The sequence below is a fragment of the Bacteroides sp. genome, assembly GCF_052357945.1.
In the GTDB taxonomy this organism is placed as follows: Bacteria; Bacteroidota; Bacteroidia; order Bacteroidales; family Bacteroidaceae; genus Bacteroides.
This window is the reverse complement of sequence record NZ_DAWCXD010000067.1, coordinates 1-26,482: the sequence shown is the minus strand read 5'-3', so window position 1 is coordinate 26,482 and position 26,482 is coordinate 1. Positions and strand designations below refer to the sequence as shown.

Annotated in this window: 26 protein-coding genes and 1 pseudogene; 11 read left to right on the top strand and 16 right to left on the bottom strand. The window is 40.5% G+C overall.

Going from position 1 to position 26,482, the window contains the following annotated elements; genetic code table 11:
* Positions 1 to 39 precede the first annotated feature (39 nt).
* From ACT8YW_RS13200 to ACT8YW_RS13175, 6 genes are all read right to left on the bottom strand, one after another.
* Positions 40 to 510 (bottom strand): 5' nucleotidase, NT5C type, encoded by a 471-nt coding sequence (locus ACT8YW_RS13200; RefSeq protein ID WP_444105462.1) that lies wholly within the window; start codon positions 508 to 510, stop codon positions 40 to 42.
* Positions 511 to 517: 7 nt separating this feature from the next.
* Positions 518 to 1,387 (bottom strand): agmatine deiminase family protein, encoded by an 870-nt coding sequence (locus tag ACT8YW_RS13195; RefSeq protein ID WP_444105460.1) that lies wholly within the window; start codon positions 1,385 to 1,387, stop codon positions 518 to 520.
* Positions 1,388 to 1,629: 242 nt separating this feature from the next.
* Entirely contained in the window at positions 1,630 to 3,084 is a 1,455-nt protein-coding gene (gene xylE, locus ACT8YW_RS13190) for a D-xylose transporter XylE (protein WP_444105458.1), read from the bottom strand.
* Positions 3,085 to 3,220: 136 nt separating this feature from the next.
* The gene (xylA, locus tag ACT8YW_RS13185; protein ID WP_444105456.1) at positions 3,221 to 4,537 is read right to left on the bottom strand and encodes a xylose isomerase; all 1,317 of its coding nucleotides are present in this window, start codon (positions 4,535 to 4,537) and stop codon (positions 3,221 to 3,223) included.
* 40 nt (positions 4,538 to 4,577) lie between these two features.
* Positions 4,578 to 6,101, bottom strand: a complete 1,524-nt coding sequence (locus ACT8YW_RS13180) for a xylulokinase (protein ID WP_444105454.1) — start codon at positions 6,099 to 6,101, stop codon at positions 4,578 to 4,580.
* Positions 6,102 to 6,227: 126 nt separating this feature from the next.
* Positions 6,228 to 6,959: an NUDIX hydrolase gene (locus ACT8YW_RS13175; protein ID WP_117513002.1), complete on the bottom strand. Its 732-nt coding sequence runs from the start codon at positions 6,957 to 6,959 to the stop codon at positions 6,228 to 6,230.
* Positions 6,960 to 7,300: 341 nt separating this feature from the next.
* Between ACT8YW_RS13175 and thiD the strand changes: the two genes are divergently transcribed.
* From thiD to sucD, 4 genes are all read left to right on the top strand, one after another.
* Entirely contained in the window at positions 7,301 to 8,137 is an 837-nt protein-coding gene (gene thiD, locus ACT8YW_RS13170) for a bifunctional hydroxymethylpyrimidine kinase/phosphomethylpyrimidine kinase (protein ID WP_444105451.1), read from the top strand.
* 50 nt (positions 8,138 to 8,187) lie between these two features.
* Complete coding sequence (gene fabD, locus ACT8YW_RS13165; protein WP_004295871.1) at positions 8,188 to 9,075, top strand: ACP S-malonyltransferase; 888 nt, start codon at positions 8,188 to 8,190, stop codon at positions 9,073 to 9,075.
* 199 nt (positions 9,076 to 9,274) lie between these two features.
* A complete protein-coding gene (gene sucC / locus ACT8YW_RS13160; RefSeq protein WP_444105449.1) occupies positions 9,275 to 10,405 on the top strand; it encodes an ADP-forming succinate--CoA ligase subunit beta in 1,131 nt (376 codons plus the stop codon).
* A gap of 37 nt (positions 10,406 to 10,442) precedes the next feature.
* A complete protein-coding gene (sucD, locus tag ACT8YW_RS13155) occupies positions 10,443 to 11,303 on the top strand; it encodes a succinate--CoA ligase subunit alpha (protein WP_444105447.1) in 861 nt (286 codons plus the stop codon).
* 110 nt (positions 11,304 to 11,413) lie between these two features.
* Here sucD and ACT8YW_RS13150 read toward each other — a convergent pair whose 3' ends face one another.
* Positions 11,414 to 12,193 carry a DUF4396 domain-containing protein gene (locus ACT8YW_RS13150; protein ID WP_444105445.1) on the bottom strand — a complete coding sequence of 260 codons (780 nt, stop codon included), beginning with the start codon at positions 12,191 to 12,193 and terminating at the stop codon, positions 11,414 to 11,416.
* 136 nt (positions 12,194 to 12,329) lie between these two features.
* Between ACT8YW_RS13150 and ACT8YW_RS13145 the strand changes: the two genes are divergently transcribed.
* Positions 12,330 to 12,503: a hypothetical protein gene (locus ACT8YW_RS13145; protein ID WP_004316403.1), complete on the top strand. Its 174-nt coding sequence runs from the start codon at positions 12,330 to 12,332 to the stop codon at positions 12,501 to 12,503.
* Between the two features lie 62 nt (positions 12,504 to 12,565).
* Here ACT8YW_RS13145 and ACT8YW_RS13140 read toward each other — a convergent pair whose 3' ends face one another.
* The 7 genes from ACT8YW_RS13140 to ACT8YW_RS13110 form a co-directional block, all read right to left on the bottom strand.
* On the bottom strand, positions 12,566 to 12,811 hold the full coding sequence (locus ACT8YW_RS13140) for an RNA recognition motif domain-containing protein (protein WP_004295865.1): 246 nt from the start codon (positions 12,809 to 12,811) through the stop codon (positions 12,566 to 12,568).
* 276 nt (positions 12,812 to 13,087) lie between these two features.
* On the bottom strand, positions 13,088 to 13,810 hold the full coding sequence (locus ACT8YW_RS13135; protein ID WP_008777003.1) for a LytR/AlgR family response regulator transcription factor: 723 nt from the start codon (positions 13,808 to 13,810) through the stop codon (positions 13,088 to 13,090).
* Entirely contained in the window at positions 13,807 to 14,868 is a 1,062-nt protein-coding gene (locus ACT8YW_RS13130) for a sensor histidine kinase (RefSeq protein ID WP_008647965.1), read from the bottom strand. The genes ACT8YW_RS13135 and ACT8YW_RS13130 overlap by 4 nt, the downstream gene beginning before the upstream one ends.
* Positions 14,865 to 15,581 carry a histidine kinase gene (locus ACT8YW_RS13125; RefSeq protein ID WP_444105442.1) on the bottom strand — a complete coding sequence of 239 codons (717 nt, stop codon included), beginning with the start codon at positions 15,579 to 15,581 and terminating at the stop codon, positions 14,865 to 14,867. Before ACT8YW_RS13125 ends, ACT8YW_RS13130 begins: the two co-directional genes overlap by 4 nt.
* Positions 15,582 to 15,922: 341 nt before the next feature.
* A complete protein-coding gene (locus ACT8YW_RS13120; protein ID WP_270603417.1) occupies positions 15,923 to 16,816 on the bottom strand; it encodes a DUF6268 family outer membrane beta-barrel protein in 894 nt (297 codons plus the stop codon).
* 198 nt (positions 16,817 to 17,014) lie between these two features.
* On the bottom strand, positions 17,015 to 18,517 hold the full coding sequence (locus tag ACT8YW_RS13115) for a glutamine synthetase family protein (RefSeq protein ID WP_022200158.1): 1,503 nt from the start codon (positions 18,515 to 18,517) through the stop codon (positions 17,015 to 17,017).
* Between the two features lie 128 nt (positions 18,518 to 18,645).
* Positions 18,646 to 19,449: a DUF4846 domain-containing protein gene (locus ACT8YW_RS13110; RefSeq protein WP_099147320.1), complete on the bottom strand. Its 804-nt coding sequence runs from the start codon at positions 19,447 to 19,449 to the stop codon at positions 18,646 to 18,648.
* A gap of 206 nt (positions 19,450 to 19,655) precedes the next feature.
* On the opposite strand from ACT8YW_RS13110, the gene ACT8YW_RS13105 reads away from it, so the two are divergent.
* Positions 19,656 to 20,576, top strand: a complete 921-nt coding sequence (locus ACT8YW_RS13105) for a helix-turn-helix domain-containing protein (RefSeq protein ID WP_444105439.1) — start codon at positions 19,656 to 19,658, stop codon at positions 20,574 to 20,576.
* Here ACT8YW_RS13105 and ACT8YW_RS13100 read toward each other — a convergent pair.
* Positions 20,566 to 20,742: a hypothetical protein gene (locus tag ACT8YW_RS13100; RefSeq protein WP_444105437.1), complete on the bottom strand. Its 177-nt coding sequence runs from the start codon at positions 20,740 to 20,742 to the stop codon at positions 20,566 to 20,568. The genes ACT8YW_RS13105 and ACT8YW_RS13100 overlap by 11 nt on opposite strands.
* Positions 20,730 to 21,215, bottom strand: coding sequence for an aldo/keto reductase (locus ACT8YW_RS13095; protein ID WP_444105435.1), 486 nt, complete (start codon positions 21,213 to 21,215; stop codon positions 20,730 to 20,732). Before ACT8YW_RS13095 ends, ACT8YW_RS13100 begins: the two co-directional genes overlap by 13 nt.
* 202 nt (positions 21,216 to 21,417) lie before the next feature.
* Between ACT8YW_RS13095 and ACT8YW_RS13090 the strand changes: the two genes are divergently transcribed.
* From ACT8YW_RS13090 to ACT8YW_RS13070, 5 genes and pseudogenes are all read left to right on the top strand, one after another.
* Positions 21,418 to 22,305, top strand: a complete 888-nt coding sequence (locus ACT8YW_RS13090; RefSeq protein WP_195646440.1) for a polyphosphate kinase 2 family protein — start codon at positions 21,418 to 21,420, stop codon at positions 22,303 to 22,305.
* A 73-nt stretch (positions 22,306 to 22,378) separates the two neighbouring features.
* A pseudogene (locus ACT8YW_RS13085) lies at positions 22,379 to 23,070 on the top strand (DUF169 domain-containing protein).
* A gap of 254 nt (positions 23,071 to 23,324) precedes the next feature.
* Positions 23,325 to 23,834 (top strand): ECF transporter S component, encoded by a 510-nt coding sequence (locus ACT8YW_RS13080; protein ID WP_444105433.1) that lies wholly within the window; start codon positions 23,325 to 23,327, stop codon positions 23,832 to 23,834.
* Positions 23,835 to 23,848: 14 nt separating this feature from the next.
* Positions 23,849 to 24,784, top strand: a complete 936-nt coding sequence (locus tag ACT8YW_RS13075) for a DUF362 domain-containing protein (RefSeq protein WP_444105431.1) — start codon at positions 23,849 to 23,851, stop codon at positions 24,782 to 24,784.
* A gap of 7 nt (positions 24,785 to 24,791) precedes the next feature.
* On the top strand, positions 24,792 to 26,336 hold the full coding sequence (locus tag ACT8YW_RS13070; RefSeq protein WP_074558158.1) for a 4Fe-4S binding protein: 1,545 nt from the start codon (positions 24,792 to 24,794) through the stop codon (positions 26,334 to 26,336).
* Positions 26,337 to 26,482 lie beyond the last annotated feature (146 nt).

Below are 26,482 nucleotides of genomic sequence, written 5' to 3'. Positions count from 1 at the left end.
GTAAAGAGTTGTGCCGAATATATCATTTTTTTTTACTTCTCACTTAGATGATATCAAATAGTCAACAACGGAGTCCCAATTCGGATACTGTTCCGAACCAAATAAGATCAATTCACCACTAAAATTTTCAGCACCATTTTTGAGGCGATCATCTATCAAAAAGTCTCCTTTGTTCAAATTTTTATGATGACTAAGAATTAATCGTTTATAACCATCTGTACCTAACCATTTTCTCACCCATATTAGTTTATCTGACCAGGCAGAAGGATTATTCCAAGGTGCCGTGGAAAGAATATATACATCATAAAAACACGCTAAATGATGGTAGGCATTAATTGCTCCTTCATACGGACCCATTCTTGCAAAAATATCAGGTACCTCATCATATCGTCCTTCATACTCTCTCTTTTCGTATTCACTCAACTTGTTAATACCTGATTGAAAGTCAACCAGAACATTATCCATATCAATATAAAGTATAGGTTTGGAAATCGGTAATGCTGATATCATATAATTTCTATAATTTACTCACAGTCCAAGACAAACAATTCAATGCACCTCCCCATTTCTTTACAATCGGAGCCATATTAATTTGGTAAATTCGCCCCTCATAGGAAGGATATAATTCTTTTATCTGTTCTAAAGCCTCTCCATCTGTAGGTAATCCAAGTCCGGGGACAATGATTATATCACGTGTCTGAAGCATATTTATGTATGCCCAACTATTCTCATAATACTTACTAAGTTTTAAATCCACAACTACAAAAACGTCATTCAATCTACATCTCATCTCCCGTTCTATCTTTTGAGGATATACTTTCAAGTTGACCAAAATCTTACCATCGCCAATATTGTGAACAATCCCATCTGTATGACCACAGATATCGTATCTATCCCATGGTAGAAATATAATATCTGCTCCATGAAAGTTTGCCTTTAATATTGCCAGTACTTCTCCCTGATCGATCTGCGAATTTTCTTGGAACACCTTTTCTGTCATGATAATAATTGGTTTCCGCTCTCCTATACATGATCCCATCCACTTAGAATTTCCCTCACACACAACAACATTCCCTCCATCAACTATAAGTGGCAATTGAATAATATCCATCTTGCTACTCATGGCTTTAAGTACGGGAACAATATTAGTTTTATACTGTGGTTTATCCGTCAAATAATCAGGTTCATAGCGGAATTGAATATAAGTATTAGCTCCCCACTGTATTGGCATATAATCTCGGCACCAATAATCTTTAGTGTGTATCAAAGTCCCATGTGCTATATGATGGCGAGAAAGAATATTAGATAATTCTTCATAAACTTTAGGGTAGTGACGTACAAAAAGGTTCGAAAAATAAACGGTATCTTTATATTGTTCTGTTATCATACTTCAATTTTTATAATGCAAAGATAAGTGCATCATTGGAGAACATATTTACTCAAAAATGCAAAAACATTAATTGTAACACCAACGATAAAACAATTAATGCAAAATAAAAGATTGATTTACTGTACGATATGTATATAAACAATTATGACACCATACCATTGGTATGATGTCATAATCTCAATAGAATCATGTCAGGAGGCCAAAGTCATAATGACATGATGAAATTACACTAACCTAATTTATTTATCTTTCTTCCAAAGTTTGCTCATATCTTCCAGTGTCTTACCTTTCGTTTCAGGTACCCAACGCCAAACGAAGATGGCAGCAGCTACGCAGATAATGCCATATAAACTATACGCAAACATCGGGCTGAAATCGTACAATGCCGGGAAAGTAGAAGATACAATATAGTTGAATATCCATTGGAAAGCCACAGCGATTGCCACTGCTTTACCACGGATAGTGTTCGGGAAGATTTCCGAGATCAATACCCAGCAAATCGGTCCCCAGGACATCATAAAGAATGCAGCATACACAATCACTGAAAGTACCGGAAGGATACCCTTTATTGCCATGCTGTCACACATTGCTACTGCAAATGCACCAACAGCCATACCGATAGAACCAATTATCAACAACGGTTTACGTCCGAAGCGGTCTACAGTGAAGATAGCAACCAGTGTAAAGACAATGTTTACAACGCCCATAATAACCGTTTGCATCATACCACCTCCTTCTGCACCTGCACTTTCAAAAATACGAGGAGCATAATATAGTACGGCATTAATACCGATAGCTTGCTGGAATACAGAAAGCAAAATACCGATTACAATTACTGCCACTCCATAGGTAAAGATCTTCTCTGTCTTTTCATGAGCAGTAGCTTTAATATCATTAAGAATTTCCTGTGCTTTTATCTTACCATTGATCTTTTCCAGAATTGAGTAAGCCTTTTCATCCTGCTGTATCAACACAAGATAACGAGGAGTCTTCGGAACAAAGAACAACAACAGGCCAAAGAAAGCGGCAGGGAAAGCCTCCGAACCGAACATATAACGCCATCCTTCATAAACAGTCCACATATCAGATTCAGAACTAACAGACAGCACACCGGCTGCATCTTTCAAAATAACAGGATTCTGATGGTCGCCCATAATCAGGAAATTCACGAAGTACACTACCAACATACCGAAGATGATAGCAAACTGGTTACACGATACAAGCGTTCCACGAATATTGGAAGGGGCTATTTCAGCAATATACATCGGACAGACTGCAGAAGCCAGTCCTACTCCGATACCACCCAAAACACGATACAGATTAAAAGCAATCAGTAAATCCATGTTCGGCTTTCCATATTCGAAGAATAAGAATTCCGGATAATAGGAACCTAATGCTGAAAGGAAGAAGAGTACGGCAGCAAGCCTTAAGGAATTACGACGTCCCAAACGGGAAGCAAATATACCGGAGATCGCACCACCCAGTACACAGCCAATTAATGCACTGGAAGAAGTGATCCCATGCATTACTTTATTGTATTGAAAATCAGAGGCCGAAAGGAAAAAAGCTTCCAAGCCTTTCTCTGCACCGGAAATAACGGCTGTATCGTATCCGAAAAGCAGTCCTCCCAAAATGGCGACAGAGGTGATCGAATATAGGTAGAGTTTACTACCCTCGTTCGTTGTATTAATCATGGTTATAAGTAGATAAAGTAGTGTTGTAGTAGTTGGAAATCTCACCACAGAGTGACACAGAGTTTCACATAGAAATACAATATTGAATGAAAATGAGCTCTGCGAGCCCCTGTGCTACTCTGTGGTGAATTAATTATTAGCAATACATATTCAGAATTGCTTCATAAAGTTCTTGTTTACCGCTAGTTTGCTTCGGTTCACCGTTTGCTTTAGCATAAGCAACTACATCTTCCAAAGTCAACTTGCCATCTTCAAATTCTTTACCTTTACCACCATCGAATGAAGCGTAACGGTCAGACAACATTTTCTTATATGGAGATTCGTTCAACAGAGCAGCTGCGCTTTCCAATGCACGAGCCATAGCATCCATGCCTGCGATGTGAGCAATGAAGATATCTTCCAGGTCAGTAGAGTTACGACGAGTTTTAGCGTCGAAGTTTGTTCCACCGTTACCCAAGCCGCCATTACGGATAATTTGCATCATAGCTTGTGTCAGTTCGTAGTTGTCAATCGGGAACTGGTCTGTATCCCAACCATTTTGATAATCACCACGGTTAGCGTCGATAGAACCCAACATACCGTTGTCTACTGCTACTGCCAATTCGTGTTCGAAAGTGTGGCCAGCCAAAGTTGCGTGGTTTACTTCAATATTCACTTTGAAATCTTTATCCAAGCCATGAGCTTTCAGGAAGCCGATTACAGTTTCTGTATCTACATCATACTGGTGTTTAGTTGGTTCCATCGGTTTCGGTTCGATCAGGAAAGTACCTTTGAAGCCACGAGCACGAGCATAATCACGAGCCATAGTCAGCATTTTTGCCAGATGTTCTTTTTCACGTTTCTGATCTGTATTCAGAAGAGACATATAGCCTTCACGGCCACCCCAGAATACATAGTTTTGACCACCCAGTTCAATAGTTGCGTCGATTGCATTCTTGATCTGAACAGCAGCACGAGCTACTACGTCAAAATCAGGATTAGTAGCAGCACCGTTCATATAACGTGCATGACCAAATACGTTGGCAGTACCCCACAACAGTTTGATGCCTGTTTCAGCTTGTTTCTGTTTTGCATAAGCTACGATTGCTTTCAGGTTAGCTTCGTATTCTTCAATGCTTGCACCTTCAGAAACCAAGTCTACATCGTGGAAACAGTAGTATTCGATACCCATTTTCTGCATGAATTCGAAACCTGCATCCATTTTATCTTTTGCAGCTTGTATAGCGTCAGCATTACTATTCCAAGGGAATTGTTTTGTTCCGCCACCGAATTGGTCACCGCCTTCAGCACACAAAGTATGCCACCATGCCATAGCAAATCTCAACCAATCTTTCATCTTCTTACCGTTGATTACCTTTTCAGCATCGTAGTAACGGAATGCCATCGGATTCTTACTATCTTTACCTTCGAACTTAATTTTTTCAATTCCTGGGAAAAATTCTTTTGTTGCCATAATTCTTTTATTTTTAAATGGTTATTATTTAAATTGTTAATTACTTATCTGAAGAAAGAACCGGAGCCGGTATGTTACCGATCATCGACTTTTCAAGACGGTATTTCCATTTTGCGTACGCGTCTGCATATTCCTGACGTTTCGCCACATTAGGCTCGATCACATCCAGTTTGTCAAGCGTAGCAAATGCTTCATTGTTATCTTTGTAGATGCCTGCACCAATACCTGCACCTTTCGCAGCTCCTACTGAACCGTCTGTATCATAAAGCTCGATAGTGGCTCCTGTAACTCCCGCCAACGTATCACGGAAGATAGAACTCAAGAACATATTAGCATGTCCGGCATGGATCATCTTCACGGGAATTCCCATCTGCTCCATGATATCAATACCATATTTAAAAGAGAATACGATACCTTCTTGAGCGGCACGGATGATGTGGTGTTTACCATGTGCATTGAAGTCCAATCCACGGATGCTGCAACCGATTTCTTTATTATTCAACATGCGCTCGGCACCGTTACCAAAGGGTAGAATACTGATTCCCGCACTACCGATAGGAGCTTTGGAAGCCAACACATTCATTTCATTATAAGATATTCCTTCGGGAGCAATGTTGCGTTTTACCCATGAATTAAGAATACCTGTTCCGTTGATGCAAAGCAATACTCCCAGACGTGTCTGGTCTATTGTATGATTGACATGGGCAAAGGTATTGACACGTGACTGCGGATCATAGTTCACTTCACCGTTCACACCATAAACCACTCCTGATGTTCCCGCCGTAGAAGCAATCTCGCCCGGATTGAACACGTTCAGAGAGAGAGCATTGTTAGGCTGGTCACCTGCACGATAAGTAATAGGTGTTCCTTCTTTCAGTCCAAGTTCTTTGGCAGTCATTGCACTGACGCGTCCTTGTTCCGCGAAAGTCGGTTTTATATCTGCGATCAAAGAAGAGTCGAATCCGTAATAATCCATTAGGAAGTCAGCCACCCGGTTGTTCTTGAAATCCCAGAACATACCTTCCGAAAGTCCGGAAACGGTTGTGCAAATCTCTCCACTCAACTTCATGGCAATATAATCACCCGGCAGCATTATCTTGTAAATCTGCTCATAGATGGCAGGTTCATTTTCTTTAATCCATGCCAACTTGGAAGCTGTAAAGTTTCCCGGCGAGTTCAACAAATGAGAAAGACATCTCTTCTCTCCGATTATTTCAAACGCTTTCTGGCCGTATGGCACAGCACGGGAGTCACACCAGATAATAGCAGGACGCAATACACGCTGATTCTTATCGACACATACCAATCCGTGCATCTGATAAGAGATACCGATGGCCTTTATTTCAGCAGCACTCACTCCGGATTCGGTCATAATAGCCTGTGTAGCCAACTTTAAGTTTTCCCACCAACTTTCAGGATCTTGTTCCGCCCATCCGGGATTCACTGCAATAATATTCGCTTCTGTTTTCGGAAAAAATGCCGATGATACACATTTGCCTGTTTCAGCATTTACCAAACTCGCTTTTACAGACGAGCTACCTATGTCATAACCTAATAGAAACATAATTTTATTTACGATTAAACGATTTACTATTTACGATTTAACGCTCAATGCCCGACAATTAATACTTTAACATTCAACGCCTAATATTTAATACCTAATACTTGATACTTAATTCTTGAATAAAGTCTACCTTCTCACCTTATTATATATCTTCTTATCAAATTTATAATAACGGGCAGCACGGTGAGCCACTCCTTGTTGTTTTTCTTCCAGAGGAACTACATATTCCATCATGGCTATTTTTTTATGGAAGTTGCGTACATCCACAGCTTTGTCGTATACTAATTCAAAAAGGGTTCTTAATTGTGCAGCTGTAAATTTGCGCGGAAGCAGTTCGAACAGCATGGATGGATTGAATTCTACAAACTGACGAATATAAGTCATTGCTTCCTTTATAATCAGATTATGGTCGAAAGCCAATGTTTTCACGTCTTTCAAAGCAATCCAGCAAGCCTGATGATCGTCCAAATTCTTATCCAACGTACGGTCTATCTTCACCATCGACAGATACGCAATAGTTACAATGCGTTCCACTCTTGACTGCATAGCTCTTTCCAGCCAACGTACATCTTTCGGATTACTTGTTCTGTTTTTAGAACCGAATGCTTTAAACTGCATCAGATTCACATTTTTAAGTCCTGTCAGTTCATACAAAACTCGTTGTGCTGCTTCATCCAGGTCTTCATCCATATATATAAGACTTCCGGGAAGTTTCATATCGTGATATACTTCTCCATTATCTTCACCTGCACGTTTTACAAGCAACACTTTCAGTTGTTCTCCGTCAAAACCAATCACTACACAGTCCACTGATATATGATTGTTTGCTAAAGGTGTATTTTTCTGTAAATTTTGCATATCCATTTCTTTAAGACGGTGCAAATATAGAGGCTAAAACTCATCAAAACAAAAATAAGAACTATGCTATAAAACATTGTTTTTCATATAAATACATATCATACATTCTACAATATGAATAGTTAGTGTTATCTTACGAATTACAATATGTATTTTAGTATTTCCGCGAGTGAGTAATTGTATAAAGTACAAAAACTAGATGGACGCTTTATTATCAGTACTTTTCATATCATTTCAAGCAGATAGCGGTAAAGGTACTTATTGTATTTTAAACGATATGCCATTTTGTACCTTATCGTTTTTTATTCTATCTTTGTCGGGTAAATATTAAAAAATCTAAAATGGAACGTCATCCAGTCATTTTATCCATTGCCGGCTCCGATTGTTCGGGAGGCGCAGGTATTCAAGCAGACATAAAAACAATCTCCGCTTTAGGTGGCTATGCGGCATCGGCTATTACTGCCATCACCATACAAAACACACTGGGAGTACGTGCCGTACAATCTATCGCCCCTGACATTGTTCGTGGACAAATAGAAGCAGTGATGGACGACCTGCAACCGGTTGCCATCAAAATAGGAATGGTAAATGATATTCAGATTGTTCGTGTGATTTCCGACTGTTTACAAAAATATTCACCTGCATACGTCGTCTACGATCCGGTAATGGTGTCTACCAGCGGAAAGAAACTCATGACAGATGAAGCAATAGAAGAAATAAAAAAAGAACTTTTGCCGCTTGTGACATTAATCACTCCCAACATCGACGAAGCGAAGGTGCTTACAGGCAAAAGTATTCACAACATTCAGGACATGCAGGCAGCCGCCAAAATGCTGACGGACGATTATCACACTAGCATCTTGTTAAAAGGCGGACATCTGGAGGGAGACAATATGTGCGACCTTTTGCACACGTCCGAATCTATCTACCATATATATGAGGAGAAAAAGATAGAAAGCCATAACCTGCATGGAACCGGGTGCACCCTCTCCTCCGCCATTGCTACTTATCTGGCCAAAGGATACCCTATACGAGAATCCATCCAGCACGCTAAAACGTATATCACTCAAGCTATTATCGCAGGAAAAGAATTGAATGTCGGACACGGCAACGGCCCTTTATGGCATTTTCCGGACTCCGTTGCACAAATGTGTACATTTTGTGCGGTTGTATCATAAAAATACGTAACTTTGCACCCGCAATTAAAAATCAATTAAATAATAAAAATATGAAAGCATTTGTATTTCCCGGTCAAGGCGCTCAATTTGTAGGAATGGGTAAAGACCTGTATGAAAACTCAGCTTTAGCAAAAGAATTGTTTGAAAAAGCAAATGATATCCTCGGATATCGCATTACAGATATCATGTTCGATGGCACAGACGAAGATCTCCGTCAGACAAAGGTTACTCAGCCTGCCGTATTCCTTCACTCTGTTATCTCTGCTCTTTGCATGGGTGATGACTTCAAACCGGAAATGACTGCCGGCCACTCACTCGGCGAATTCTCTGCATTGGTAGCTGCCGGTGCATTGAGTTTTGAAGATGGTTTGAAACTTGTTTATGCACGTGCAATGGCTATGCAGAAAGCATGCGAAGCTACTCCTTCTACTATGGCTGCCATTATTGCATTGCCTGATGAGAAAGTAGAAGAAATCTGCGCAGCAGTAAATGCAGAAGGTGAAGTTTGCGTACCGGCTAACTATAACTGCCCGGGACAAATCGTTATCTCCGGTTCTGTACCAGGTATCGAAAAAGCTTGCGAACTGATGAAAGCTGCCGGAGCTAAACGTGCTCTTCCGCTGAAAGTAGGTGGTGCTTTCCATTCTCCATTGATGGACCCTGCCAAAGTTGAATTGGAAGCTGCTATCAAGGCTACGGAAATTCATACTCCTAAATGTCCGGTATATCAGAATGTAGACGCACTTCCTCACACTGATCCCGCAGAAATCAAAAAGAACCTGGTTGCCCAGCTGACTGCTTCCGTACGCTGGACACAGTCTGTTAAGAATATGGTTGCCGACGGTGCTACTGATTTTACAGAATGTGGCCCGGGTGCAGTACTTCAAGGACTGATTAAGAAAATTGACGGTACTGTCAACGCTCACGGTATTGCATAAGCATCCGTAAGAAAGACTTTATCTTTAAATATATGAAGCGTGTTGGTAACTATTGCCAACACGCTTTTTTATATTAAGCCTATTCATAGCATACGGATTAACATGTTGTATAACACCCCGTTACTTTTCTTTTCTGGCAAACTTTCCGTATCTTGCTATTGTTTTTATTACAGGAATCATTTACTCAAATTTATGAGCCATGAAAATACATGAATATCAAGCGAAAGAGATTTTCTCCAAGTACGGAATACCTGTCGAGAGGCACACTTTATGCCGTACAGCCGCAGGTGTCATAGCCGCTTACCGGAGGATGGGAACAGACAGGGTGGTTATAAAAGCACAGGTATTAACCGGAGGCCGGGGAAAAGCCGGAGGAGTGAAACTGGTAAACAATACGGAAGATGCTTATCAGGAAGCTAAAAATATTCTCGGAATGAGTATTAAAGGACTTCCGGTCAATCAAGTACTGGTTAGTGAGGCGGTAGATATTGCTGCCGAATATTATGTCAGTTACACCATCGACCGAAATACACGTTCTGTCGTTCTGATGATGAGTACATCCGGCGGTATGGATATCGAAGAGGTAGCCCGTCAAACACCGGAGAAAATCATCCGATATTCAATCAATCCATTTATTGGTCTTCCCGACTATCTGGCAAGGCGTTTTGCTTTCTCCCTCTTTCCTCAAATGGAGCAGGCGGGTAAAATGGCGGCCATCCTTCAGGAACTTTATAAGATCTTCATGGAAAATGATGCATCATTAGTGGAAGTAAATCCGCTGGCACTAACCAAGAAAGGTACGTTGATGGCTATTGACGCAAAGATTGTTTTTGATGACAATGCGCTCTATCGCCATCCGGAGGTACATGCTTTATTTGATCCGACGGAGGAAGAAAGAATAGAAGCAGACGCTAAAGATAAAGGATTCAGTTATGTCCACATGGATGGTAACATCGGTTGTATGGTAAATGGTGCCGGACTCGCTATGGCTACTATGGACATGATTAAACTTTATGGAGGTCAGCCAGCCAATTTTCTCGACATTGGTGGTAGTTCCAATCCTGTCAAGGTAATTGAAGCCATGAAACTTTTATTGCAGGATGAAAAAGTGAAAGTGGTCCTGATTAATATTTTTGGAGGAATCACCCGCTGTGATGATGTAGCAATGGGGCTTCTTCAGGCATTCGAGCAGATAAACAGTAATGTACCTGTTATCGTACGGCTTACAGGCACTAATGAGCATATCGGACGGGAACTGTTACGGAATTACAACCGTTTCCAAATAGCCACAACGATGAAAGAAGCTGCTCTTATGGCTCTGAAAGCATAATAAGTACCCAAATCATTAATTAATAAATAAAGCAATTATGAGCATATTAATAGATAAATCCACCCGCCTGATTGTACAGGGAATTACTGGGAGAGACGGACTTTTCCATGCCAAGAAGATGAAAGAATACGGAACTCATGTTGTTGGAGGAACTTCTCCGGGCAAAGGAGGAACAGATGTAGACGGCATCCCCGTATTCAACACTATGTATGACGCGGTTGAACAAACGAAAGCCAATACTTCTATCATTTTTGTTCCGGCACGTTTTGCGGCAGATGCCATTATGGAGGCAGCAGATGCGGGCATCCGGTTAATCGTCTGCATTGCGGAAGGAATCCCCACGCTAGATGTAATTAAGGCGCACCAGTTTGTCGAACAAAAAGGTGCTATGCTGATCGGCCCCAACTGTCCGGGACTGATCTCTCCGGGAAAAAGCATGGTGGGTATTTTACCGGGACAGGTCTTTTTAGAAGGAAATGTCGGAGTTATCAGCCGTAGCGGAACACTCACTTACGAAATTGTGTATCACTTAACGGCGAATGGCATGGGACAATCCACTGCTATCGGCATCGGGGGTGACCCTGTTGTAGGTCTTCATTTCCGTCAACTGCTGGAGATGTTTCAAAATGATCCGGAAACAGAAGCGATCGTCCTGATTGGAGAGATTGGAGGAAACGCAGAAGAACAAGCGGCTGAATATATCCGCAATAATGTAACCAAACCTGTAGTGGCATTTATTGCAGGGCAATCAGCTCCTCCGGGGAAGCAGATGGGACATGCAGGAGCTATCATTTCGGGAAGTTCCGGTTCGGCAAAAGAGAAGATTGAATCTTTAGAAGCTGCCGGTATTCGGGTAGCACAAGAACCTTCGGGTATACCGAAACTATTGAAAAGATAAACTCCAAACGAGAAAGAAAAGACAAAAGTAGTCATATCATAATAGATGTAGATTCACTCCCTCAAATAAGTAATTACATACTTATCGTTTAGAGTAAATCTGCATTTATTTTACATACCTTTCTTTATACCTAATTTTATAAGAAGAGCATTCATAGGATATGCACAGAAGAAGCCGAAAAGCATAGCCAACTGCATCATAAACCAGAATATCCATGTGTCTTTGGGTAACGGTTCATTAATGAACAATACAAAATAGACAATCGCCATCCAGCCATACATTCCTACCTGCCAGGACAAAAGAGAAAAGAAATCCGCTTTGAAAGCACGAGCTAAAGCATTACCTACCGATATTTTTTCCATCTCCCGAATAGCATAGAATTGGAAATAAACACCAATCATCAAAGCCAGAATAAAGTCAAGTACCCAATTACCAAAGAGCTGACTTCCTGCCACAGTTACAGGAACGTAGTTTGTAAACCACTCTCCTATGATATCTGCCAATGTACATCCTGCACCACAATGAAGCGCTGACAAAGCTACCGATTGCCAATAAGGACGTTGCATTCCTTGCATCGACATTTCTCCCGGCATGGCCATATCCATCGTCATATTATCTTTCATACCGGACATATCCATTCCCTTCATATCAGACATATCTTTCATGCCAGACATATCCATTTTCATCCCATCATCCTCCACTTTCATCGGAACACTCCGTCCAAACTTATTATACGCCCATAAAGCTAAATAACTTCCCCATAATGCAGATAATATCCAGACTGCATTCATTATCTTCATTGATTGCGGACGATGTGTCAGGTCTATGGCAATATGTACTGCAATTCCGATACCTGAACATACTAAGAAAACGGCTATTAAATTGAGCATGACTGTATGTTTTTAAAGATTCAGATTACAAAACATCCTTTATTTGTGAATAGTTCACCCCATTACTTTTAATTTTATCCCGTCGAACTATTCCCCACACGAGTTGTTATCATTTTATAATCAAAACAATAGAAATATGAGCAGACGTAGACAATTAGAGCATGAAGTATCTGTTGCTCAAGAAAGAATAAAGAAAGCTGCAAAAGATACACCGAAGAATATCCTGAAATTATGGGAACAAGAGCTGGTAGACCTGGAATTGGAACTCAATAATATGGTGGATGATGAAGAAGATAACAATGAGGATTAACAGAAGAAAGGCGCGCTAGTTACCTAGTGCGCCTTTCTCTATTACTGTATATGTATTCAGTATTAATTCTTTGGCAATGCTTCTTTTACTACCATTGAACGACCTACATATTCTGCACCGTTCAATTGTTCGATAGCTTTAGCAGCTTCTGCATCATCCGGCATTTCGATAAACGCAAAACCTTTTGATCTTCTAGTTTCACGATCTGTGATTAACTTTACTGAAGCAACTGTTCCATACTCTTCCATTACATGTCTCAAATCTGATTCCTTAACATTATAGCTAAGATTTCCAATGTACAAATTCATAAAATACAAATATAAAAAATTAATAATTCAATAAGAAAGTTTTAGGAAGATCTTAATTAGAGATGGATATGCTCAAATAAATGAGAAGATTCATGTAAAAAAATCAAATCGTAATAAACCTCTTTATTGTTGTTGATGCAAAGAAAGGCATTATTTGGGGATATTGCACTATATTCTCTCCTTTTTCTTTCTGCAAAACATCTTTTTTATGAAAATAGGCCAATACTTAACGTTCTTATTCTTTTTATACCAAGCCATTCCATGTAAACTACCGGATTAGTCTTTCTGCAAATTCTTCGCTACAAATTCCTCAAAAAACGTTTTCTTATAGTTTCCACCTCCTATTCCTATCTCATAAGACTTAATAAAAATATCATTGGTATCAAAAGAGTCAATCCGTGAGGTATTGACAATATAGGACTTGTTTATCCGGAGAAACTGTTTAGCGGGCAGTTGCTCATGAATATTTTTCAGATTCATCTTAGTAATCACCCGCTGATCTTCCAATTGGAGAATGGAATAATCCTTTAGTCCTTCAATAAAAAGAATATCACTGAAGTTTATCTTGATATAGCGTCGTTCCGATTTGATGAAGATATATTCTTCCTGTATCTCCTCCACTCTTTCGGCTGTTTCCGACAATAACAGTTTATGATATGCTATTGCCTTATTGACTGCTTTCAGAAAACGGTTCATTTCAATGGGCTTCACCAAATAATCAATGGCACTTACTTCATAACTATCGAGTGCATATTCCGCATACGCCGTTGTAAAGACAATCAACGTATTCACGGGAATGCTTTGCGCAAATTCTATTCCGGTAATTCCCGGCATCTGAATATCAAGGAAAATCAGATCAACCGTATATTCATTTATATAAGCGGACGCTGCGATAGCATTATTAAAGCTACCCACCAATGTCAGTTGTGGAATCTGCTCCACCAATGACTTCATACCTTTGCGAGCTACCGGCTCGTCATCAACAATAATACAATTCATAAGTTTAGATGTAAGTTGACATTATAAGTTGTTTCTTTATCTTCTATCTGTAGCGTATACCGTGATTCATAAAGTAAATCCAGTCTGCGTTTCACATTGGCCAACCCTATTCCCCCTTCCCGCTTAACAGGAACACGGGGCTTAGAATTTTCGCAACGAAACGTCAACTGTTTATTATGCACAGAAAAATACAAGTGAACATAAGATAAATTGTCGCTATCCAAATTATGTTTCACCGCATTCTCTACAAAAGGGATAAACAATAACGGAGGAATACAGATATTCTCCATATTTCCCTCTTGAAAGATTGTATATTCAAAATGATCCCTTCTCACCTTCTCCAATTCAAGAAAGCTGGTGAGAAACTGTATATCTGCAGTAAGAAATACTTCTCTTCTTGTACTGTCATTCAACTGGTAGCGAAGTAGATTGTCCAGTTTCTCCAATATCTGTGAAGCCTCATCCGGAGCATCCTTTACCAAAATATTGGCATTATTCAGCATATTAAAAAGAAAATGCGGATTGATCTGTTTCTTTAATTGTTGCAATTCTGTCTGTTTAGTCGCCTTCTCCAATTCAAGAATCTTTTTATCGGAGACAACCCAACGGCGGAATAGTTCAAAGCTCGTACAGCCACCTGCACTTAATAGCAGTACTAATACTCCATAAGCAATACTATCAAAAGAAACAGCATGGTTATCCTGTATACAAAACCCACGAATACCGTATCGTTGATATAATGGAGACAGAAATATAAATCCTAATAATACACTCACTAAATTGACTCCGAGAAACGAAATCCAATAACACCATAACTTGCGCTTGGCCTTATACAGGAAACGGGGCACTAACCAATATATATTCAGATAGATAGGAAATGCAAAAACCAATATACTAACCGGATATGCATATAGGAAACCTTCTCTAGTAAAATCTCCATATACATTCTGAAAGCCCAAAAAGAGTATAATAAATAGCAATAGTAAATTACTGATAAGCCTGAAACGGTCATTTACCAGATTCTTCCCCCAATCGTATACATTCCAGGTATCTTTCATAATCCCAACATTAAACCAATGGTACACAGTGCCTCATCATTATAGTCACTTTTTAATTGATAATCTCCCGGATATAACAAGTCCAATCGTTGCCGTAACTTGTCAAAAGCAGGTGCTACTTGCAGACTTTCCTTTTTTCGCAGACAGTATGTACAAATGAATCGAAGCTGATTCTCTTCCATTTGAAAATCGATCCTTATATTTTCTCCCTTTCCATTCTCTCCACATACCGTTGTCCGAATCACATATTCTATCACAGGCATAAACAATAAAGGAGGAACTTGTATATAACGCACTTCATTCAGGATGTTGACTTCAAAATTAAACTCCGGATTACATAGTTTCTCCAACTTCATATAATCAGCCATAAAATCGATATCATCTCCCAACAATACCTTTTGCCGTTCACTTTCATAAAGTTGGTATCTAAGCAACCGACTTAATTTAAAGATAAGCAATGACGCCTTTTCTCCATCTTCTCCCAGCAAGGTTCGTACCTTATTCAATATTCTCGAAAAAAACTCCGGTTGGAGTTGATCTTTCAAATGATTTAGATCAGTCTGTATGCTAATATTCTCCAATTCATTTAATCGTTGTTGATAGGCCACCCAACGATGCAGAAAAATAGTAAAAGAAAAAGCCAGGAAATAGAGTATCAGTGCCAATGCATTTATCAACAGAAAGAAAGGGAGATCACTGTTTAGTCTTTGCATCTGTTCGGGTATAACATAATATTGCCCTAGAAAACAAATAGCACCAACCATGGCGGTCAGCATAAATCCAACAAGGCAACTCAAATATATGATATACTTTTTATATCTACGCTGAAACAGATAACCGGGAATTAACCAGTAAGTATGCAGATTTATGATTCCCCATAGAATGACAGAAAGTAAAAGACTAACTCCCGTAGAAAGATTTAGCCCTAAACTATCGCTTTCGACAAAAGTGCCTCTGAACACTAAAAAGGAGACTACAAGAAATATCCCAATTTGCTTCAGTAACGTATATAATAGTATCTTAACTGACATCAGGCGATAAAGTTACCATTTTTTTAGAACTTATACTTCATTCCCACCGAAACATACATTGCCGGTTTAAAATATGGATCAGTATCTTTAGACATATCTTCGAAGAAAGCCTTTAAAGTGCGGGTAGTGTAATAAGCTATTCTGCTACACGACACACCGGCAGTAGCAGTGATTGAAAAAGAATTCCCCATACTTACTTCCGGTTGTAAACCTACAATAATGAATTGCTGGGAAAACATAGTATCTTTTCCTTCTCTTTCCAACAATGCCAATGACCCGTTCATTTCTGCCACTAACCTTAGATTCAGATATTTATTCATTTTCATTCCTGCCGATACTTCCATGGCATTCAGCATCGAAACTTTAATCTGATAACGTCCTTCGGTGCTCCAATCAAAATAAATAGCAGGAAATACCATCGGATAACCAAACGTGTTATTTATAGCCAATCCGGCTCCAAGAGATAAATTGGACTTGAACTGCCGGATGAAAATAACTCCTCCCTGTCCCAGGACATTCTTCAGTTTTACATCAGAAGAGGTATAAACACCTGCACCAACTGTCGTCAACAAGAGCCATTTTTTGCTGATAGGGCGAATATTGGTTACGCTCAACTGCATATTTATGATTTGATCTATGTCTATGTAAGATTGAAGATTCTTATTATTCATTGCCGTATAGCTTCCTCCTGCCGAAATCATCCAAATTGTGGGCTGATTTCTTTCATTCATTTTCTGTGATACGGGAATATTGACGTTCCCTTCCACAAAGCACATATCCCCTTTCCCGGGATACTGTCCGTTTTCATCTTTATATCGGGAAGAAGATATATACCCGGTTTTCACAGTAACCTGTGCCTGTATATTTTCAGGAAGTAATAGAAACAAGGCGAACGCACTTAACAAAATAATCCTCATTCTTTTATCTGTTTTAGGGTTTGAATGAGACAAAAGTAGAGTTTTACCGATCTGTGTAGAGAGTTTGTAGACCAAACCCGGCATTAAGTAGACCAAACCTGTAAATTTGTAGCCTGTTTGGTCTGAATGTATTATATAAAAAAATAAAAGACTACCTTTCAACCGAAGATAGTCTTTTATCCGTATATCATTTTTTAATTATCCACAATGGAAATACTTATGTACGAGATCTAACATCTCCATCGGCTTTCCTTCCAAATCCGCACGCAATGTTTTATCTTCATAACCACGAAGTCTGCGGATGATACCATCAATCATTGCCGGGCTGAATACATTATATTGTTCAAAGATTGCCCGTTGTTGTTGCAGGCAATCGGCAGAAGCTTCACAGCTATCCGGCAGTTGCGCCAGTGATTTCAGCTTATCTTCGTTTTCTTTCTGATGGATATTCACATTTACATAAGTTTTTTCAGCAATGTCCAGCGCATTTTCAATCTCAAAACCATGACGGCAGGCAACAGCCAAACCAGCCAACAGTTGATACAAATCTGCCGAACCATCCGGAGAACGCATTTCTACAGTCTGCTTCTGGCTGGTGTCAAAATGACTTTCAGCTTCCAACGGATTTGCCAATGTACACATATCTGTTTTTGCAGCCCATCCCAGAGGTACACGTACTAATACAGAGCGGTTACGATCTCCCCAACAAACATTGGTAGGTGCTTCCTGATGAGGAACGAGACGAAAATAAGAAGTAGGATTGGTATTTCCAAAAGCAGTAATTGACGGAGCAAGCACCATCATTCCGGCAATTGCCTTGCGTGCTGTTTCCGACAAAACACCGTCTTTCAGCATCTGGTTCTTTCCGTCTTTCATGATACGCATGTGGACATGCAAGCCCGAACCTGCTTTACCTGCCGTAATCTTTGGAGCAAAGGTTACATTGTATCCATATCTAAATCCCAGGTTACGAATCACCCATTTGGCAATCATTAATTGATCTGCTGCCTGCGATACGGGAACCGGCAGGAATTCTATTTCATTCTGCTCATAGATATAACCATCCAGCGTAAAATTACCTACTTCGGAGTGTCCATACTTTATTTGTCCGCCTGTCTGTGCGATGTAAGACATACATTGGGTACGGAATTCATTGAATTTAGCATAAGGACCCGATTCATGATAACCACGTTGATCGGTTGCCTGGAACATACCGGTGTCCGGAGCTATTACATAATATTCCAATTCGCCCATTGCTTGAAATTCCATTCCGGTAACTTCTGTAAAAGTCTTGCTTGCTTTGTAAAGAGTATGTTCTGGTGCACTTTCAAGTGGTTCACCGTCTTTATTGAAGAAAGAGCAAAGCATGGACAGCGTCGGAATCTCGGCAAACGGATCAACGAATGCAGTGCAGAAACGGGGAATCACATAAAGGTCACTACTGCCCGCTTCTATGAAAGAAAAAAGACTGGAACCGTCTACCCGTTCTCCACAAGTAAGAATAGCTTCCAGATAAGCTTGATTGTTGATGACAAAGTTCAGAGTTTTCAGACGCCCGTCTCCCGCCGGATACATAAAATTAACCATGCGGATATCTTTTTGCTGGATAAATGAGATAATGTCAGCTTTTGTAAACTCTGAAGTTGGTTTCTGAAGGAATGCCACCAACTGGTTAGCATTCATTGATAAATCATAATTCATAATCGGTTGTTTTTCGTTGTTGTATGATTAAAACGGTTTGTTGAATGCCAAAGATAAGGAAAAGATGGAAAATCAAGTAAGAAAAGATTTAATTATTTCTTTGCTATGTTGCATTTATGTCTATTATCCTATTTAAAACGCTTCAGATCTTTCTTCTCAAAAATCCATTCCGGAGTGTATAGTTTCCCAGTATCCGTTTCGGTCAGCTCGTACCAGGGAGAAAGGTTTCGGCTGGTTGGATTGACCAGGATATGAATCTGTTGGGCAGGCATATAGCTTTGTGCCAGGAGAAATACTTTCTTCCCGGTATTCGGATGAATGGCAACATCCATAACAATCACAGCATGACCGGGTGAACCGCCTTTAATAAAGACATCCCCGGGTTGCAAGGAAGTATAAAGCACAGCTGGGAGTTCACGAGATAAAGAGACAGTTCCGGCATACATAAAAACCATATCGAGATAGTTACGGAAAGTTTTATAGGAATAATCCACTCCCTTGCCCGAAGCATACCATTGAACCTGATTACCGTTGACTTTTATTCGATTTCCCTCCGCCCATTTCTTATATTCGGCAGTAAATCCACTTGTGAAGTTGAATTTTATGTCTGCATACCGTTTATGTTTCCACAGATATTCCGCCCGCAAGCGTATCACTGCATCGGCACACTGCTGCAAATCACGATTGCCTATCTCCATATCTACGACTGCAAATGCGGCTGCCTGATTGGCTTTTTCTTTTCCATTGTAAAGTAACACTTTACTGCCTTTAGGCAATAATGGCAAATTGCGCAAATAAGTTGTAAACGAATTATCGGAGCAGGTCTCTCTGACATATCCTGACGGAGGAGCGATTCTATCCGCAAGCCTCTCCTGTCCCCATGAGTGAAAGACTATGAGAAGCAAGCCTGCACATATTAACAAATACTTCATATCGGTTTTTCTTATTCCATATCCGGACAAATATAAGTAATTATTATTGAAAACGAAGTTGAATGTCTGTTTTTCTCCCGATTGAAGACGCTATCGTCTTAAAAATATGTAATATCGGATTCTGACTAAAACAAAGTGGCCTATACTCTCTTTTTTCTGTAAGAATAGTGCGAACTTTGTTTTCTACAAATTATAATAGTGTTTTTATGGAACAAGTGGTAGATTTAGCTTTGCCAGAATACTTTGAAAGAATATCCGCAGAAGCTACCTTTCAGGAGCAATTGTCCGTCATAGATATGGATAACTCCCGTCGTTCGCCGGTTCAAGTCAAAAACTATCCGATACGCTTGAAAGGCTACTCCCTCATCTTTGTTCTTTCCGGAGAAATTACAATAGGAATAAACTATTTGTCGCACACACTGAAAAAGAACACGGTGATGCAGGTTTATCCGGATGATATCATAGAGCATACAGCTTATTCAGCCGATTTCAAAGGCTATCTCATCATTCATTCTGCTGAATTGAAAAAGGAAATAATGGCTATGACATCCGGCATCCGTCTGCAACAGGCGGGTCAGTTGAAAAAATTACATACCAGGCAAGAGTTGAATAAGGAAGAAAGCCTGCGTTTGAGAAAACAGGTTGAACTCATTAAAAGTTATATTCCTGATAAAGAACACGTCTACCACTCTTATGTCATCAAGAATCAGATTATAAATCTATTCTTTGACCTTGACAACTGCCGCTGGCATAGGTATGGTGACGGAGAGCTGGGACTATCCCGCAGTGAAACCCTCCGTCAACAGTTCAGGGAATTACTTATGGAGGAATGCCGGATGCACAGAGAAGTCACTTTTTATGCAGATAAACTTTGTGTAACTCCTGATTATTTATCGAAAGTGGTCAGAGAGTATGATGGGCAGTCAGCGGCAAAGTGGATTATCAATGCAGTGATTACAGAAGCCAAAATTCTACTTCGTGAACCGAACAAGACGATCAACCAAATCGCAATAGAATTGAACTTCCCGGATCAGTCTACATTCGGGAAGTTCTTTAAAAGGAATACAGGTCTCTCACCATTGGAGTACAAGAAAGGTGAAAAGACAACGAATGGCGTTAGAATCTAAACAGCCCGTTCTCGTCCAGATTAATCGGTAACATTGCCGAATTGGAAGCATATTCTTTAGGGATTATCTGCTCGATACGTTGCAAATCCTCCGGACTAAAGTGAATATCAATCGCTTTCACGGTATCGTGAAGCTGATCGACAGTACGCGAGCCTACCAAAGCCAATGACGCAACGTTTCAGCATCTATCTCGGTGATCCCGATACTACGCACATAACCAGCTTTTACAAGATCGGCAACGGCACCAATAGTATCTTCCACCGGGATGTGCGGATTGATACGTGCTGGCTGATAGAGGTCAACATAATCTGTGCCTAATCGTTTCAAGGTGTAAGCCAAATAATTTTGTACGTTCTGCGGGCGGACGTCAATACCATAGAACCGATCATCTGGAGTGAGCATTCCACCAAACTTGACGGCGATAAAAATGTCTTCGCGCTTCCGGGTTTTCAAAGCCTCGCGGATCACCAGTTCACTTTCTCCGTGACCATAAAAGTCCCCCGTGTTCAGATACGTAATTCCACTGTCCAGCGCAGCATGTATCGTATCGACTCCCTGCTGAACGTCAGCCATTCTCATGGCACCCAGTCCGATACGTGAAAGGGTGATACCATTGGTTTCTTTATTCAAATACTTCATTGTTTCTTTTATTATATAGAACTAATTCGATTGCAAATTTCGGATAAATTCCTTCATGATACCAGAGCAATATCCGTTCATTTTTGGTCATTATCCGTCAAGAAGCCTCTTTCTCATGAAATGTCTCAAACATACTGATTATAAAAACCAATTGACTGCCTCAACTGTTTTATTTAAATAGAACTATTAAAACTACCGTCACATGAAAAAAGATATTCTAAAAGACCTGCTGGCAAAGCCCGGAAAGAAACATTCGGTATCGGATTTTGACTCGTCATTCACTGGCGATTTATCCAAACAAGACGCTAAAGAGCAACTGGCAAAGGATATTGAGAAGCTTTCGGAGCTGCAAAGTATGCTTTATGCACAAGACCGGTATTCAATCCTGATTATCTTTCAGGCGATGGATGCTGCAGGAAAAGACGGGACTATCAAGCATGTGATGTCCGGCATTAACCCACAGGGATGCCAGGTGTATTCGTTCAAACAACCGTCTGCTGAAGAACTGGACCATGATTATCTCTGGCGTATCAATCGCTCTCTCCCGGAAAGAGGACGAATCGGTATTTTCAACCGTTCGCACTACGAGGATGTACTGATTGCCAAAGTGCATCCGGAAATTATTCTATCCAACAAGTTACCAGGTGTCGAAACCGTAAATGACATTGATCCCGACTTCTGGAAGCGTCGTTATCGACAAATCAACGATTTTGAACGCTATCTGACAGAGAATGGAACGATTGTCCTGAAATTCTTTCTCAATGTATCGAAAGCCGAACAGAAAAATCGATTCATGGAGCGACTGGACGATGCATCTAAAAACTGGAAATTCTCTTCGGCGGACATCAAAGAGCGTCAATTCTGGGAGGACTATATGAATGCTTATGCCGATGTACTGACGGAGACATCGACGGAACTGGCTCCATGGTATGTAATCCCTGCCGATAATAAATGGTTCATGCGTTACGCAGTAGGACGAATTATTTGTGACCGGATGCAGCAATTGGATTTACATTACCCCAAACTGTCGAAAGAGGGATTGGAAAAGCTGGAAGAGTGTAAAAAAAGTGTATCAAACATTAACTTTTAAATCACTTGCGCTTATCCTTTTTTATTCTAACTTTGTAGAAAGACCTACATACAGAACTAAAATTGATAAGCTTATGGACATCCAAACTTTTATTCAAAATTTCAAAGAGGCATTCGGAGAAAATGCTGAATTGCCTCTTGTTTTCTGGTACTCGGACGAACAAAAAGGAGAAACAGAAAAGATAAACGGTTGCTTCTTCAAAGGTATGAAGACGGTAAGAGATGGTGGTATTATCAGCCTGAATGCCGAGAACATCGGTTGTGGCGGCGGTAAATTCTATACTGGCTTCACCGAAATGCCAGAACGTGTACCAACTTTCGTTTCGCTCAAAGAGAAATACAAACAGACTCCTGAAATGGTCATCGACTTTATACAGCAAATCGGAGTTCCCCGAACAGAAAACAAGTATCTTCATTTTGCACGTATAGATAAGGTAGAAAGCCTTGAAGAAATAGAAGGTGTCGTATTTCTGGCAAATCCGGATATGCTTTCGGGCTTGACCACTTGGCAGCAGATTGCGTCGTTTCTACCTTTGGTTCCGGCTGTAGTGCTGTAGTGACGCAAGCCACGATAGAGAATCGTAAAGGAGGCAAACGCACTTTCCTCGGTTTCTTCGACCCATCGGTTCGCCCTCATTTCGAAGCAGACAAACTAAGCTATACCATACCTATGTCCAGGTTTAAAGAGATGTATGAGACGATGCGCCAAAGTTGTCTATTCGATACGCATGCATGGGGAAAGATTAAAGAAAGAATGAACGGATAATCTCCCATAACGAAATTGCATATCATTATACAATTATCGGGACATTAGGTATGCTTATTCCGAACATACAAGGCTTCTCTTTCGTTGTTATAGGAAGAAACTGCCACTTATACTGACAATTACTTTCAAGCGCCTGCAACTTTCTTTTCCTACGGGATTAAAATTATATACCAGTCGGATTAAACCTTTTATCTGGAGAAAAGTCTTATTATTAATATATTATTGTTCTATTCAACATTAAAGTATCAACGAAAATGGAAACATCCGTCAAACTCTATTCGCTGAAACACAGCAATGTGAAAACCTACCTGTTCGCCTTACTATTCGTAGCGGGCAACATTGCACTTCCACAATTATGCCATCTTGTACCTTATGGTGGTCCTACCCTGTTACCTATTTATTTTTTCACGCTGATTGCGGCTTATAAATATGGTTTTCTTGTAGGATTATTGACTGCTATTCTTTCACCAATCATCAATCATTTATTGTTTGCCATGCCCTCGGAGGCGGTACTTCCCATCCTATTAATCAAATCGTCCTTACTCGCCGGAGCTTCAGCTCTTGCAGCACGTACTATAAAATCGGTTTCATTACTGGCCATTCTTGGTGTCGTACTCACTTATCAGGTCATAGGCGTTGCATTTGAATGGGCCATCGTCGGAAGTTTCTACGAAGCAGTACAGGACTTCCGTATCGGTATTCCGGGAATGTTACTGCAATGGTTCGGCGGATACGCCCTCCTGAAAGCAATTGCAAAACTCTAAACTTATATAGAAAGATGGACAGAAGGGACTTTTTAAAAACAGTAGCTATCACCGGAGCCGCCCTGACTATACAGCGTTCGGAGGCTATGGAGGTGTTAACTCAAACAATCAATAAAGCAAACGGAAGCAATCCTGACCTGGTGGCCGTTATGGGCGGAGAACCCGAAGAGATGTTCCGCCGCGCCATAAGCGAACTGGGTGGTATAAAACAATTCGTGAAACCGGGACAGAAAGTGGTTGTAAAACCTAATATCGGTTGGGATAAAGTGCCGGAACTGGCAGGAAATACGAATCCGAAACTGATTGAAGAAATTGTCAGACAATGTTTTGCCGCCGGAGCTAAAGAAGTGGTCGTGTTCGACCATACTTGTGACGATTGGCAGAAATGCTACAAAAACAGTGGTATTGAAGCTGCTGCCAAAAAAGCCGGAGCCAAAGTAATGCCTGCACATCTAGAGTCGTATTACAAACCAATTGATCTGCCAAAAGGCAAAAAGATGAAGAAAGCCAAAGTGCACGAAGCGATTCTGGATTGTGATGTATGGATCAATGTTCCTATTCTGAAGAATCACGGAGGTGCCAATCTGACTATCTCCATGAAAAATCACATGGGGATTGTGTGGGATCGCGGATTCTTCCACCAGAACGATTTGCAACAATGCATCGCAGATATCTGTACATTACAGAAGAAAGCTGTACTCAACGTAGTAGACGCCTACCGGATCATGAAAACAAACGGTCCCCGGGGACGCTCTGCATCCGATGTTGTACTGGCAAAAGGATTGTTTATCTCACCGGATATTGTAGCCGTGGATACGGCTGCTGCCAAGTTCTTCAATCAAGTACGTGAGATGCCACTGGATACAGTAGGACATCTCGCCAATGGGGAAGCATTGAAAATAGGAACCATGAACATTGACAAATTGAATGTCAAGCGAATTAAGATGTAAAACGACCATGTTAAGAAGGCTACGTATTGGAATATCAGCACTTTTATTTGTGCTGATTTCTTTCTTTTTTCTCGATTTTGCAGAAATATTACCGAACAGTTTTCATCGGCTGGCACATTTGCAATTTATTCCGGCCATCCTTTCACTAAGTATAGGTATCTTATTATTTCTCATTGTGTTAACGCTTTTATTCGGGCGTGTATATTGTTCTACAATCTGCCCTATGGGTATCTTGCAGGATGTGATTGCACGAATTTCCAAAGCAACGGGAAAAAAGAAAAAAAGATATAGTTACAGTCCTGCAAAAAACAAATTGCGCTGGGGTGTGCTCGGACTGACAGTGGTCGGGTTTCTATGTGGATTTACATTTATTGTTGGTTTGCTCGATCCGTACAGTGCGTATGGACGTGTAGTAGTACACATATTCAAACCTATCTATATGCTGGGGAATAATCTGCTGGAATCACTCTTTGCCAGATTTGACAATTATACATTTTATCAGGTAGACACCTCCATCTTGAGCATTTCTTCCCTTCTCATCGCTATTATTACTCTTGCAGCCATCTTTGTAATGGCATGGAAACATGGACGGACATGGTGCAATACGATTTGTCCCGTAGGAACAATATTGGGGTTATTGAGCCGATTTTCATTATTCAAAGTCCGTATTGATACTGCCAAATGTAATGGATGCGGGCTTTGTGCCACCAAATGCAAAGCAGCTTGCATCAATAGTAAAGAACACGCTATTGATTATAGTCGTTGTGTAGATTGTTTCAACTGTTTGGGAGCATGCAAACAAAAAGCATTAGTTTACGCCCCTTCTTTAAAAAAACAGTCTGACGTAGAAACTCCTGCACCATCATCACCGGATTTGGATTCATCCAAACGTCGTTTTTTGGTCGCCGGTCTTGTTACTGCCGGAGCAACCCCCAAACTCATCTCCCAGGCCAAGGAATCTGTAGCAAGCCTGGAAGGTAAGAAGGCATACAAAAAGGAGAATCCGATCACTCCTCCGGGGTCTATCAGTCGGGAACACTTCCAACAGCAATGCACATCCTGTCATCTTTGTGTCAGCAAATGCCCTTCTCATATCTTGAAACCGGCTTTTATGGAATATGGCTTGGCAGGCATGATGCAACCTACTGTTAGCTTTGAGAAAGGATTTTGTAACTTTGACTGTACTGTCTGTGGAGATGTCTGTCCCAATGGAGCAATTCTTCCCATAAGTGTAGAGCAAAAACATCTTACACAAATGGGATATGTTGTTTTCATCGAGGAAAATTGCATTGTTTATACTGATGGAACCAGTTGCGGAGCCTGCTCCGAACACTGCCCCACACAAGCTGTGGCAATGGTGCCGTATAAGGATGGATTGACAATTCCTCATGTAAATAAAGAAATATGTGTAGGTTGTGGAGGATGTGAATATGTTTGCCCCGCCCGTCCATTCCGTGCCATCTATATCGAAGGAAATCCCGTACAAAAAGAAGCAAAACCATTCAAAGAAAGCGAAGAGCACAAAGTTGAGATAGACGATTTCGGATTCTGACCGGCATGGTGCCGGAGCAGAGTTTCCATCCGTGTTTTATGTTCTATGCCGGTTTATTTCAAATGTGAATAAGACAGATGGTATGGATTTAAAAAAAACTATCCATTATATTCCTCCTACTTTCAATAAATTCACTAAATTCGTGG